The organism is Pseudomonas sp. Pseusp3 (assembly GCF_047304225.1).
Taxonomy (GTDB): Bacteria; Pseudomonadota; Gammaproteobacteria; order Pseudomonadales; family Pseudomonadaceae; genus Aquipseudomonas; species Aquipseudomonas fluorescens_CD.
Map to the genome: position 1 here is coordinate 1 of NZ_JBGLYV010000056.1, position 13,362 is coordinate 13,362.

Here is a 13,362-nt window from a genome sequence, read left to right on the forward strand (position 1 = left end):
GTGGCCGCAGGCGCCGCCGTGGCAGGAGTCGCCGGTGCGGCGGCCGGCGCAGCGGGAGCTGCAGGGTTGACCAGTTTCGGAACTGTCGCCGGAATGATCGGACCACCGCCCTGTGCGTCCAGGTTTTCCTGGGCCTGGGCGGCGTCGTTGGCGCGCTCTTCGGCAGTACGATTGTCACTGAACACCAGCAGCAGGTAACGGCTGCGGTTCAAGGCGGCGGTCGGAATGGCGCGGACAATGGCAAACGGCTGGCCGGAATCGTGAATCACTTCCTTGACCGTCGCCACCGGGTAACCGGCCGGAAAACGTTGCCCGAGGCCGGAGCTGACGAGCAAGTCGCCTTCCTTGATGTCGGCGGTATCGGCCACATGACGCAACTCGAGACGCTCCGGGTTGCCGGTGCCGCTTGCAATCGCCCGCAAACCGTTACGGTTCACCTGCACCGGAATGCTATGGGTGGTATCGGTCAATAGCAGGACGCGAGAGGTGTAGGGCATCAACTCGACCACCTGGCCCATCAGGCCACGGGCATCGAGTACCGGCTGACCGAGGACCACGCCGTCGCGCTCGCCTTTATTGATGATGATGCGATGGGTGAAGGGGTTGGGGTCCATGCCGATCAACTCGGCCACTTCGACTTTCTCGTTGACCAGTGCCGAAGAGTTGAGCAACTCGCGCAGCCGAACGTTCTGCTCGGTCAGGGCGGCAAGTTTCTGCATGCGCCCCTGCAACAGCAGGTTTTCAGTCTTGAGTTTTTCGTTTTCGGCGACGAGTTCGGTCCGGCTGCCAAACTGACTGGCAACGCCTTCCCACAGTCGTCCGGGCAGGTCGGTGATCCAGTAGGCGTCCATCAGCACCAGCGACATCTGGCTGCGTGCAGGCTTGAGCAGACTGAAACGGGCGTCGACCACCATCAGCGCGACCGATAGCACGACCAGCACCAACAGGCGCACGCCCAGTGAAGGGCCCTTGGTGAAAAGCGGTTTAATAAGCCGCTCCTCCCAGGCAAATGTTCTGTTTATTCATACGGCGGCAATCCGGCCTGGATGCAGACTGACAGAAGATAAACGCGAACAGGCAGCACTGCAAAGTGCCGCCTGCGCGCTCAACAGCATAGAGGCGATCCGGCGACTTATTCGCTGGAAAGCAGGTCCATGGTGTGTTTATCCATCATTTCCAATGCACGGCCACCACCGCGAGCAACGCAGGTCAGCGGGTCTTCGGCAACGATCACCGGCAGACCGGTTTCCTGGGCCAGCAGCTTGTCCAGGTCACGCAGCAAGGCGCCACCACCGGTCAATACCAGGCCGCGCTCGGCGATGTCGGAAGCCAGTTCCGGAGGCGATTGCTCCAAGGCGCTTTTCACGGCCTGAACGATGGTTGCCAGGGACTCTTGCAGAGCTTCCAGCACTTCGTTGGAGTTCAGGGTGAATGCGCGTGGAACGCCTTCGGCCAGGTTGCGGCCACGAACGTCGACTTCGCGAACTTCGCCGCCCGGGTAGGCCGTACCGATTTCCTGCTTGATGCGCTCTGCAGTCGACTCACCGATCAGGCTGCCGTAGTTGCGACGCACATAGGTGATGATCGCTTCGTCGAAGCGGTCGCCGCCAACGCGGACGGATTCGGCGTAAACCACACCGTTCAGGGAGATCAGCGCGATTTCGGTGGTACCGCCACCGATATCCACGACCATCGAACCGCGGGCTTCTTCAACCGGCAGGCCGGCACCGATGGCAGCGGCCATTGGCTCTTCGATCAGGAATACTTCGCGGGCACCGGCACCGAGGGCCGATTCGCGGATGGCACGACGCTCAACCTGGGTGGATTTGCATGGAACACAGATCAACACGCGAGGGCTAGGCTGCAGGAAGCTGTTTTCGTGAACCTTGTTGATAAAGTACTGCAGCATTTTTTCGCACACGCTGAAGTCGGCGATAACGCCGTCCTTCATCGGACGAATGGCAGCGATGTTGCCCGGAGTACGGCCGAGCATGCGCTTGGCTTCGGTGCCGACAGCAACGACACTTTTCTGGTTACCGTGTGTCCGAATGGCCACAACGGAGGGCTCATTCAGGACGATACCGCGCTCGCGCACGTAAATAAGGGTGTTGGCAGTGCCCAGGTCAATGGAAAGATCGCTGGAAAACATGCCACGCAGTTTCTTGAACATGGGAAAGGGACCCTAGGCAACGCGTGGGTAAAAAAGTGCGGCAAACTCTAACAACGACAGGGATTTTGGGCAAGGCGCCAATATGTTAAATTGGCCGCTTTTCTGTGCACCAAGCCCCACAATCGCGGCCTTATGACCGTAGAAGTGCGGTAGTGTTCCGACAATCTAACACACGGACGCCGTCCGTTTTGTTTTCCACTGGAGAATCCCAATGGCGCTAGAACGCTCCGACGTGGAAAAAATCGCTCATCTGGCCTGCCTTGGCCTCAATGATGCCGATCTTCCACACATCACTTCGGCCCTCAACAGCATTCTCGGGCTGGTCGACGAAATGCAGGCGGTCGATACCGACGGTATCGAACCGCTGGCCCACCCGCTGGAAGCCAGCCAGCGCCTGCGCGCGGACGTCGTGACCGAGACCAATAACCGCGAGGCCTACCAGTCCATCGCACCAGCGGTCGAAAACGGCCTGTACCTGGTTCCGAAAGTCATCGACTAAAGGGAAAGAGCCTGCAATGCATCAATTGACTCTGGCCGAGATCGCCCGCGGACTCGCCGATAAAAAGTTTTCCTCCGAAGAGCTGACCAAAGTCCTGCTGGCGCGCATCGCCCAGCTCGATCCACAGCTCAACAGTTTCATCAGCCTCACCGAGGACCTGGCGCTCACGCAGGCGAAAGCCGCTGATGCACGCCGCGCCAATGGTGAGAGCGGCGCCCTGCTCGGCGCGCCGATCGCCCACAAGGACCTGTTCTGCACCCAGGGCATTCGCACCAGCTGCGGCTCGAAGATGCTCGACAACTTCAAGGCCCCGTACGACGCCACCGTCGTCGCCAAGCTGGCCGCTGCCGGCGCCGTGACCCTGGGCAAGACCAACATGGACGAATTCGCCATGGGTTCGGCCAACGAGTCGAGCTACTACGGCGCGGTGAAAAACCCGTGGAACCTGGAACACGTGCCTGGCGGTTCGTCCGGCGGTTCGGCTGCCGCAGTTGCCGCTCGTCTGTTGCCTGCAGCCACCGGTACCGACACCGGTGGTTCGATCCGCCAGCCAGCCGCATTGACCAACCTCACCGGCCTGAAACCGACGTACGGTCGCGTATCGCGCTGGGGCATGATCGCTTACGCCTCCAGCCTCGATCAGGGCGGTCCGTTGGCGCACACTGCCGAAGACTGCGCAATTTTGTTGCAAGGTATGGCCGGCTTCGATCCGAATGACTCCACCAGCATCGACGAACCCGTGCCGGACTACAGCGCCAGCCTCAACGGTTCGCTGCAAGGCCTGCGTATCGGCGTGCCGAAGGAGTACTTCAGCGCCGGTCTCGATCCACGCATTGCCGACCTGGTCATGGCCAGCGTCGAAGAGCTGAAAAAGCTCGGCGCCGTGGTCAAGGAAATCAGCCTGCCGAACATGCAGCACGCGATTCCTGCGTACTACGTGATCGCCCCGGCGGAAGCCTCTTCCAACCTGTCGCGCTTCGACGGCGTGCGTTTCGGCTACCGTTGCGCAGACCCGAAAAACCTGGAAGACCTGTACAAGCGCTCCCGTGGCGAAGGTTTCGGGACAGAAGTGCAGCGTCGGATCATGGTCGGTGCCTACGCCCTGTCCGCCGGTTACTACGATGCCTACTACCTGAAGGCGCAGAAGATTCGTCGCCTGATCAAGAACGACTTCATGGCCGCTTTCAATGAGGTCGACATCATCCTCGGCCCAACCACGCCGAACCCGGCCTGGAAGCTTGGCGCCAAGAACAGCGACCCGGTCGCTGCGTACCTGGAAGACGTCTACACCATCACCGCCAACCTCGCGGGCCTGCCAGGCCTGTCGATGCCGGCCGGTTTCGTCGACGGTCTGCCGGTCGGCGTGCAACTGCTCGCCCCGTATTTCCAGGAAGGCCGCTTGCTCAACGTTGCGCACCAGTACCAGTTGAACACTGACTGGCACACCCGCACCCCAACCGGCTTCTGAGGAGACACACATGCAATGGGAAGTCGTGATCGGGCTGGAGATTCACACCCAGCTCACCACCCGGTCGAAAATCTTTTCCGGTAGTTCCACCACCTTCGGTTCCGAACCGAACACCCAGGCCAGCCTGGTAGACCTGGGCATGCCCGGCGTGCTGCCGGTGCTGAACCAGGAAGCGGTGCGCATGGCGGTGATGTTCGGTCTGGCGATTGACGCCGAGATCGGCCAGCACAACGTGTTCGCCCGTAAAAACTACTTCTACCCGGACCTGCCCAAGGGCTACCAGATCAGCCAGATGGAATTGCCGATCGTCGGCAAGGGCCACCTGGACATCGCCCTGGAAGACGGCACGGTCAAACGTGTCGGCATCACCCGGGCGCACCTGGAAGAAGACGCCGGCAAGAGCCTGCACGAAGAGTTCAGCGGCGCCAGCGGCATCGACCTGAACCGTGCCGGCACGCCGTTGCTGGAAATCGTCTCCGAGCCGGACATGCGCAGCGCCAAGGAAGCCGTGGCTTACGTCAAGGCGATCCACGCGCTGGTGCGTTACCTGGGCATCTGTGACGGCAACATGGCCGAAGGCTCGCTGCGTTGCGACTGCAACGTATCGATCCGTCCAAAGGGTCAGGTCGAGTTCGGCACGCGCTGCGAGATCAAGAACGTCAACTCGTTCCGTTTCATCGAGAAGGCGATCAACAGCGAAATCCAGCGTCAGATCGAATTGATCGAAGACGGCGGCAAAGTGATCCAGCAGACCCGTCTGTACGATCCGAACAAGGACGAGACCCGTCCGATGCGCAGCAAAGAGGAAGCCAACGACTACCGTTACTTCCCTGATCCGGACCTGCTGCCGGTGGTCATCGAGGACTCGTTCCTCAGCGACGTACGCGCCACGCTGCCCGAGTTGCCACCGCAGAAACGCGAACGCTTCCAGGAGCAGTTCGGTCTGTCGGTCTACGACGCCAGCGTGCTGGCCACCAGCCGCGAACAAGCCGATTACTTCGAGAAAGTCGCGAGCATCGGTGGCGACGCCAAACTGGCGGCGAACTGGGTGATGGTCGAGTTGGGCAGCCTGCTCAACAAGCAAGGCCTGGACATCGATCAATCGCCGGTTTCCGCCGAGCAACTGGGCGGCATGCTGCTGCGCATCAAGGACAACACCATCTCCGGCAAAATCGCCAAGGTGGTGTTCGAAGCGATGGCCAACGGCGAAGGCAGCGCGGACGAGATCATCGACAAGCGCGGCCTCAAGCAAGTGACCGACACCGGCGCCATCTCGGCGGTGCTGGACGAAATGCTCGCGGCCAACGCCGAGCAGGTCGAACAATACCGCGCGGCAGACGAAGCCAAGCGCGGCAAGATGTTCGGCTTCTTCGTCGGCCAGGCCATGAAAGCCTCCAAAGGCAAGGCCAACCCGCAACAAGTGAACGAATTGCTCAAAAGCAAGCTCGAAGGCTGATAGAAATGGAGCCAGATTTCAGGCCTGGCTCAAAACCTTGTAGGAGCGAGCTTGCTCGCGATGGAATGTCAGTTGGCATCGACGTGACTGACACACCATCGCGAGCAAGCTCGCTCCTGCAGTTATTTCGGGAAACCTTCGAATGAAACGTCTGCTCGGCGCCTGCGCCCTCCTCTCGCTCCTGGCCGGTTGCGCCAGCACCGACACCGTCGATCCGCATGGTTACGATAAAACCGGCGTGGCTTCGTACTACGGTGCCAAACACCAAGGCAAACGCACCGCCAATGGCGAGCGTTTCGACAAGAATTCCATGACTGCCGCCCATCGCCAGCTACCCTTCGGTACGCGGGTGAAGGTGACCAATCTCAATAACGACAAATCCTGCGTGGTGCGCATCAATGATCGTGGGCCGCACACCCGTGGCCGCCTGATCGACCTGTCCCACGAAGCCGCCGCACGCCTGGGCATGCTCAAAAGCGGCACAGCCCGGGTGCGGGTCCAGGCTCTCGACGACTGACCGATGGAGCCCCGACCATTTTCGGATTAGCCGATTTGCCCCTGATCAGCGTGATCGAATTGCTCAGCGGATTGTTCCTGCTGATCATCGGCGCCGAATTGATGGTGCGCGCCGCCGTACGCATTGCCGCGCGGTTGCACATACGCCCACTGATCATCGGCCTGACCATCGTTGCTCTCGGCAGCAGCGCACCGCAAATGGCGGTCAGCCTGCAAGCGACCCTGGCGCATAACGCCGACATTGCCGTCGGCAGCGTGATCGGCAGCAGCATTTTCAACATCCTCGTCACCCTCGGGTTGTCTGCGCTGATCATTCCATTGCGGGTTTCCCGGCAACTGGTACGCCTGGATATCCCGCTGATGATCGGCGCCAGCCTGTTGGTGTTCGTACTCGCCTGGAATGAAGAACTGACCCGTGCCGACGGCGTGATGTTGCTGACGGCACTGGCGATTTACCTGGGCCTGTTGCTGCGCCAGTCACGGCATTCGGCGCGGCCGGTATCGAGTCATGACCACCACGGCGACGCGCCATGGCTGAGCAGCCTGCTGATGATTATCGCCGGGCTGGCGATGCTCGTGTACGCCGGGCACTTGCTGTTGGGGGCTGCCGTTGCGGTCGCCACCGATCTTGGGCTGTCGGAGCGGATCATCGGCCTGACCATCGTCGCTGTCAGCACATCACTGCCTGAGCTCGCCACTTCGTTGATCGCCGCGATGCGCGGCGAGCGTGATATTGCCGTGGGCAACGTGATTGGCAGTAACCTGTTCAACCTGTTGGGCGTGCTCGGCTTTACCGCTCTGGTGGCGCCGTCGCCGCTGTCGGTGTCGCCCAACGCCCTGGATTTCGACCTGCCGGTGATGCTCGGCGTCGCGGCGCTGTGCCTGCCGGTGTTCTACTCCGGCTACCGGGTGACTCGCGCCGAAGGCTTGCTGTTACTGGGCTTGTACCTGGCGTATGGGCTGCACGTGGTGTCGTTCACCACCGGCATGCCACTGGCCGGCAAGCTGGAACACTTGATGCTGTTTTTCGTCCTGCCGGCACTGGTGGCGTTCTTGCTGTTCACGTCACTACGCGCCTGGCGTCGCCAACACCATAAGAGGGAAATCCCGTGACCGAGAATAAAAAACCCGGCGTTGAAGTCCGCCGCCAAGTGATGGGCGACGCCTTCGTCGACCGCGCACTGGGCAACGCTACCGAGTTCACCCAGCCGCTGCAGGATTTCGTCAACGAACACGCCTGGGGCGGTGTATGGAATCGCGACGGCCTGCCGCTGAAAACCCGCAGCCTGATCACGCTCGCCGCTCTGACCGCGCTGAAGTGCCCGCAGGAGTTGAAAGGTCACGTGCGCGGTGCGCTGAACAACGGCTGCACCGTGGAGGAGATTCGCGAGGCGCTGCTGCATTGCGCGGTGTATGCCGGCGTGCCGGCGGCGATTGATGCGTTTCGCGCGGCGCAGGAAGTGATTGATAGCTACCAGAAGCCGGAGTAACTATCCGAAAGTTGCAGTGTTGCTCGCGAAGACGGCCCTTCAATTCACCGCAAATCCTGACGCTAGATCCACCCACCCCACTGCAAAAAGAAGATCCCGACGTTGGTGGTGACCGCCGCCATCAGCGTGGTGATCACGATGATCGCCGCCGCCAGTTCATGGTTACCATCCGCCGCCCGGGCCATGACGAAACTGGCAGCGGCGGTCGGGCTGCCGAAGTACAGAAACAGAATCCCCAGTTCCGCACCACGAAAGCCCCACAGCCATGCGCCCAGCGTCGCCAGCACCGGCAGGCCGATCATCTTCACCAGACTGGAACTCAGCGCCATGTTGCCGCTTTTGCGCAACGCCGCCAGCGACAGCGTGCCGCCGATGCAGATCAGCGCCAAAGGCAAGGTGGTTTGCGCCAGATACTGGCCGGAGGTCTCGAGCCACCCCGGCAAACCGATCTTGAAATAAGCGAACGGTGCTGCCGCAATCACGCTGATGATCAGCGGATTACTGAACACGCTTTTGCAGATGCTCCACGGATCGGACTTGATCACCGGGCTGTACACCGCCAGCACGATGGTCGACAGCGTGTTGTAGAACAGGATCACCAGCGCCGCGAGGATCGCCCCGAGGGAAATCCCGTAGTCGCCATACATGCTTGCCGCCAGCGCCAGGCCGATGACCCCGTTGTTACCGCGAAAGGCACCCTGGGTGTAGATCCCCCGATCTTCCCGCGGGCACTTCCAGATCGCCCAGCCCCAGGCGATGGCAAAACACACCAGGGTTGCCAGGGAGAAGTAGATCAGCAGTGCCGGCTGCAACGCCGCGTGCAGATCGGCATGCAGGATGCCAAGAAACAGCAGCGCCGGCATGGTGACGTTGAACACCAATGCTGACGCGGTGTGGATGAAGTTGTCGTTGATCCAGTCGATGCGCTTGAGCAGCACCCCCAGAAACAGCATGGCAAACACCGGCGCGGTGATGTTCAGGGTTTCGAGGAAAATTGCCAGCATGCCGGAAGGACCTTGGGGTGTGCGTCGTTAGGGGGCTAATGATAAGCCACCGGCGACCTCGGCGTCTGGTAGATCGCCTTCGCGAGCAAGCCCGCTCCCACATTTGATCTTCATGCGACGCTGATCCAATGTGGGAGCGGGCTTGCTCGCGAAGCAGGCGACTCGGTCTTACGTAATCGGCGCCGGGTTGAACAGGGTAATGTCGTTATGCAGCTTGTGCTTCTCCGCCCACGTCTGCTGCTTGCCGCTGGCCACGTCCAGGTAGTAGTGGAACAGTTCCCAGCCGAGCTCCTCGATGGATGCGCGCCCGGTGGCAATGCGCCCGGCGTCGATGTCGATCAGGTCCGGCCAGCGTTGCGCCAGTTCGGTCCGTGTCGATACCTTCACCACCGGCGCCATGGCCAGCCCGTAAGGCGTGCCGCGACCGGTAGTGAATACATGCAGGTTCATCCCCGCCGCCAACTGCAATGTACCGCAGACAAAGTCGCTGGCCGGGGTCGCACAGAAAATCAGGCCTTTGCGCTTGAAACGCTCGCCAGGGCCAAGCACGCCATTGATCGCGCTGCTGCCGGACTTGACGATCGAGCCCAATGACTTCTCGACAATGTTCGACAGCCCGCCCTTCTTGTTACCCGGCGTGGTGTTGGCACTGCGATCGGCTTCGCCCTTGGCCAGGTAACGGTCGTACCAGTCCATTTCCCGTACCAGTTCCTGGGCGACGTCCTGGTTTTCCGCGCGGGAGGTCAGCAGATAAATGGCATCGCGCACCTCAGTGACTTCGGAAAACATCACCGTCGCACCGGCCCGCAGCAGCAAGTCCGAGGCATAGCCGAGTGCCGGATTCGCGGTGATGCCGGAGAATGCATCACTACCGCCGCACTGCATGCCGAGGATCAGCTCGGACGCCGGTACGGTTTCCCGGCGGCGTTGATCAAGCTTCTTCAGACGGACTTCGGCCAGCTCCATGATCTGCTCGATCATCTCGGTGAAACCGTGGCTGGAATCCTGCAAGCGGTACAACCACGGTTCGCTGAGATCCACCGAGCTGTCGTTGTCGTGCATCACCTGTCCGGCCTGCAACTTCTCGCAGCCCAGGCTGATCACCAGGGCTTCACCGCCCAGGTTCGGGTTGCGCGCCAGGTTGCGCACCGTGCGGATCGGGATGTAGGCGTCGGTAGCGGTAATGGCCACGCCGCAGCCGTAGCTGTGGGTCAGCGCCACCACGTCATCGACGTGCGGGTACTTGGGCAGCAACTCGGCCTTGATGCGCTTGACCGCATGATCGAGCACGCCGGTCACGCATTGCACGGTGGTGGTGATACCGAGAATGTTGCGCGTGCCGACGGTGCCGTCGGCGTTGCGATAACCCTCGAACGTGAAGCCTTCCAGCGGTGCTTGCGCGGCCGGCACGTCGGTGGACAGCGGCAGGCTGTCCAGCGGCGGCGCGGTCGGCATGCGCAGTTGATCTTCCTTGACCCAACTGCCGCGGGGAATCGGCTGCAAGGCGTAGCCAATGACCTGGCCATAACGAATCACCTGGCCACCCTGGGGAATGTCTTCCAGGGTGACCTTGTGGCTCTGTGGCACGAAGTCCACGGTGACCAGGCCGTCCGCAAACTCGGTACCGGCCGGTACACCTTGATCGTTGACCACGATCACTACGTTGTCCCGCTCGTGCAGGCGGATGTAGCGCGGCGAGTCGGAATGTTCAATCAACTGCATGACGCCGCTCCTCAGGAATGCGCTTGAGACAATTTGCCAGGGGCTTGAGAACCGTTCGCTGGTGGCTCTTTGAGCACCACACGTTTGATCGGGCCCACGATGACCAGATAGCTGAACACCGCGACCAAAGCGTTGCAACCGACAAACACCAGCGCCCACTTGAACGAACCGGTGGAGCTGATGATGTAGCCGATAACGATCGGCGTGGTGATGGAAGCCAGGTTGCCGAAGGTATTGAACAGGCCGCCGCTCAGGCCGGCGATCTGCTTCGGCGAGGTGTCGGATACCACCGCCCAGCCCAATGCACCAACGCCTTTGCCGAAGAATGCCAGGGCCATGAAGCCGACGACCATCCATTCAACATCGACGTAGTTGCACGCCACGATGCTGCTGGAAACCAGCAGGCCGGCGATGATCGGCGCCTTGCGGGCGAAGGTCAGCGAATGGCCCTTGCGCAGCAGGTAATCGGAGATCACCCCGCCGAGCACACCACCGATGAAGCCGCAGATCGCCGGTAACGACGCAATGAAACCGGCCTTGAGAATGGTCATGCCGCGCTCCTGTACCAGGTACACCGGGAACCAGGTCAGGAAGAAGTAAGTGATGCCGTTGATGCAGTACTGGCCCAGGTACACGCCGAGCATCATGCGATTGGTCAGCAGTTGGCGAATGTAGTCCCACTTCGGGCCGTCGACCTTCTTGCCTTTGCCCTTGTCCTGGTCCATGTCGACCATGCCGCCGTTGTCGGCGATGTGTTTGAACTCGGCGTCATTGATCATCGGATGCTGGCGCGGGCTGTGAATAACCTTCAGCCAGATCCCGGAGAAGATGATGCCAATCACGCCCATGACGATGAACACGTGTTGCCAGCCGAAGCTGTAGACGATCCAGCCCATCAGCGGTGCGAACAGCACGGTGGCGAAGTATTGCGCCGAGTTGAAGATCGCCGAGGCGGTGCCGCGTTCAGCGGTAGGGAACCAGGCCGCCACGATGCGCGCGTTACCGGGGAAAGACGGCGCTTCGGCCAGGCCCACCAGGAAACGCAGCATGAACAGCGCAACCACCGCCGTGGACATGCCGAACTCGCCGACATACCCCTGCAGGACGGTGAACAGCGACCAGGTGAAGATGCTCAACGCATAGATTTTTTTCGATCCGAAACGGTCCAGCAGCCAGCCGCCAGGAATTTGCCCGGCCACGTAGGCCCAACCGAATGCGGAGAAGATGTAGCCGAGGGTAACGGCATCGATGCCCAGGTCTTTCTGCAGGCTGGAGCCGGCGATGGCGATGGTAGCGCGGTCCGCGTAGTTGATCGTGGTCACCAGAAACAGCATGAGCAGGATCAGGTAGCGGACGTGAGTCGGCTTGGTCGATTGCATGTAGATGTACTCCCACTGATTATTTTTATGCGGGTAATAACGGTGTTCTGTAGGAGCGAGCTTGCTCGCGATGGTCGTCAACGATGACGCTGGGCATCAGGCTGAACTTCGCGACCTCGAGACCATCGCGAGCAGAGCTCGCTCCTACAGGGGGCGCGGTATCGTTGCCAATACCACGGAGTTTCTTGTTACGAGCCGATGTAGCTGGTCTTTACGACCGTGTAGAACTCTTGCGCATAGCGACCTTGCTCACGTGATCCATAGGATGAACCTTTACGCCCACCGAACGGAACGTGGTAATCCACACCGGCGGTCGGCAGGTTGACCATCACCATCCCGGCCTGGGAGTGGCGCTTGAAGTGGTTGGCGTATTTCAACGAGCTGGTGGCAATGCCCGCCGACAGGCCGAACTCGGTGTCGTTGGCCATGGCCAGCGCGGCTTCGTAATCAGCTACGCGAACAATGTTGGCCACCGGGCCGAAGATCTCTTCACGGCTGATGCGCATCGCAGCTGTGCTGTCGGCAAACAGGGTTGGCGCGAGGAAGTAGCCTTCGGTGTCGCAGGTCACCAGGCCACCGCCGCTGACCAGGCGTGCACCTTCGGACTGGCCGATGTCGATGTACTTCATGTCCTGTTCAAGTTGAGCTTGCGAGACCACCGGACCGATGTCGGTGCCAGCCTTCAAGGCGTGGCCGACCTTGATCGACTTCATGCGCTCGGCCATGGCTTCGACGAACTTGTCGTGGATGCCGGCGGTGACGATGAAGCGGCTCGATGCGGTGCAACGCTGGCCAGTGGAATAGAACGCACTCTGCACCGACAACTCGACCGCTTGCTGGAGGTCGGCATCGTCGAGAATGATCTGCGGGTTCTTGCCGCCCATTTCCAGCTGGACCTTGGCCTGGCGCGACACACAGCTGACCGCGATCTGACGGCCTACACCGACGGAGCCGGTGAAGCTGATGCCATCGACTTTCGGGCTGTTGACCAGTGCATCACCCACCACGCGACCGCTGCCCATCACCAGGTTGAACACACCGGCCGGGAAGCCGGCGCGTGAGATGATTTCGGCCAGGGCCCAGGCGCAACCCGGTACCAGGTCGGCAGGCTTGAGCACGACGCAGTTGCCGTAGGCCAGGGCCGGAGCGATTTTCCATGCGGGGATGGCAATCGGGAAGTTCCACGGGGTGATCAGACCGACCACGCCCAAGGCTTCGCGAGTGACTTCAACGTTGACGCCCGGACGCACCGACGGCAGGTAGTCGCCGGACAGACGCAGGCACTCGCCGGCGAAGAATTTGAAGATGTTGCCGGCGCGGGTCACTTCACCGATGGCTTCAGGCAGGGTCTTGCCCTCTTCCCTGGCCAGCAGGGTGCCGAGCTCTTCGCGACGGGCGAGGATCTCGCTACCGACTTTATCCAGGGAGTCGTGACGGGCCTGGATGCCCGAAACCGACCACGCCGGGAATGCGGCACGGGCGGCGTCAATGGCGGCGTGGACCTGCGCCAGGTCAGCCTTGGCGTAATCGCCGATGGCGTCGCTCAGTTCGGACGGGTTGATGTTGACCGAGTAATCGGCACCGGCGACCCATTCACCGTTGATGTAGTTGTCGTAGCGCTTTGTCACGAGTCGTTCTCCTCACGCAAAAAGCCGCTG

General features: G+C 61.2%; 12 protein-coding genes. 6 read left to right on the forward strand and 6 right to left on the reverse strand.

Features of this window, described 5'->3' with window-relative positions:
* Together mreC and mreB are read right to left on the reverse strand one after the other, a co-directional pair.
* Positions 1–941 (reverse strand): rod shape-determining protein MreC (gene mreC, locus ACCD00_RS19145; protein WP_413426927.1); only part of this gene is annotated, 941 nt, incomplete at its 3' end.
* Between the two features lie 191 nt (positions 942–1,132).
* Positions 1,133–2,170, reverse strand: a complete 1,038-nt coding sequence (mreB, locus tag ACCD00_RS19150; protein ID WP_002555108.1) for a rod shape-determining protein MreB — start codon at positions 2,168–2,170, stop codon at positions 1,133–1,135.
* A 211-nt stretch (positions 2,171–2,381) separates the two neighbouring features.
* Here mreB and gatC point away from each other — a divergent pair, with 211 nt between their 5' ends.
* The 6 genes from gatC (at position 2,382) to ACCD00_RS19180 (ending at position 7,599) form a co-directional block, all read left to right on the forward strand.
* Positions 2,382–2,669: an Asp-tRNA(Asn)/Glu-tRNA(Gln) amidotransferase subunit GatC gene (gene gatC / locus ACCD00_RS19155; RefSeq protein ID WP_024011606.1), complete on the forward strand. Its 288-nt coding sequence runs from the start codon at positions 2,382–2,384 to the stop codon at positions 2,667–2,669.
* A gap of 16 nt (positions 2,670–2,685) precedes the next feature.
* Entirely contained in the window at positions 2,686–4,137 is a 1,452-nt protein-coding gene (gene gatA / locus ACCD00_RS19160) for an Asp-tRNA(Asn)/Glu-tRNA(Gln) amidotransferase subunit GatA (RefSeq protein ID WP_413426884.1), read from the forward strand.
* Positions 4,138–4,147: 10 nt separating this feature from the next.
* A complete protein-coding gene (gatB, locus tag ACCD00_RS19165; RefSeq protein WP_413426886.1) occupies positions 4,148–5,593 on the forward strand; it encodes an Asp-tRNA(Asn)/Glu-tRNA(Gln) amidotransferase subunit GatB in 1,446 nt (481 codons plus the stop codon).
* Positions 5,594–5,735: 142 nt separating this feature from the next.
* Positions 5,736–6,110 carry a septal ring lytic transglycosylase RlpA family protein gene (locus tag ACCD00_RS19170; protein ID WP_057398870.1) on the forward strand — a complete coding sequence of 125 codons (375 nt, stop codon included), beginning with the start codon at positions 5,736–5,738 and terminating at the stop codon, positions 6,108–6,110.
* 50 nt (positions 6,111–6,160) lie between these two features.
* Positions 6,161–7,222: a calcium/sodium antiporter gene (locus tag ACCD00_RS19175; RefSeq protein ID WP_413426929.1), complete on the forward strand. Its 1,062-nt coding sequence runs from the start codon at positions 6,161–6,163 to the stop codon at positions 7,220–7,222.
* A 41-nt stretch (positions 7,223–7,263) separates the two neighbouring features.
* Positions 7,264–7,599, forward strand: coding sequence for a carboxymuconolactone decarboxylase family protein (locus ACCD00_RS19180; RefSeq protein ID WP_413426931.1), 336 nt, complete (start codon positions 7,264–7,266; stop codon positions 7,597–7,599).
* 62 nt (positions 7,600–7,661) lie between these two features.
* Here the strand turns inward: ACCD00_RS19180 and ACCD00_RS19185 are convergent, their stop codons facing one another.
* From ACCD00_RS19185 to ACCD00_RS19200, 4 genes are all read right to left on the reverse strand, one after another.
* Positions 7,662–8,603 carry an AEC family transporter gene (locus ACCD00_RS19185; protein WP_413426888.1) on the reverse strand — a complete coding sequence of 314 codons (942 nt, stop codon included), beginning with the start codon at positions 8,601–8,603 and terminating at the stop codon, positions 7,662–7,664.
* A 168-nt stretch (positions 8,604–8,771) separates the two neighbouring features.
* Positions 8,772–10,325, reverse strand: coding sequence for a galactarate dehydratase (gene garD, locus ACCD00_RS19190; RefSeq protein WP_413426890.1), 1,554 nt, complete (start codon positions 10,323–10,325; stop codon positions 8,772–8,774).
* Positions 10,326–10,336: 11 nt separating this feature from the next.
* A complete protein-coding gene (locus tag ACCD00_RS19195; RefSeq protein WP_085714532.1) occupies positions 10,337–11,704 on the reverse strand; it encodes an MFS transporter in 1,368 nt (455 codons plus the stop codon).
* Between the two features lie 188 nt (positions 11,705–11,892).
* Entirely contained in the window at positions 11,893–13,332 is a 1,440-nt protein-coding gene (locus ACCD00_RS19200; RefSeq protein WP_413426892.1) for an aldehyde dehydrogenase family protein, read from the reverse strand.
* Positions 13,333–13,362 lie beyond the last annotated feature (30 nt).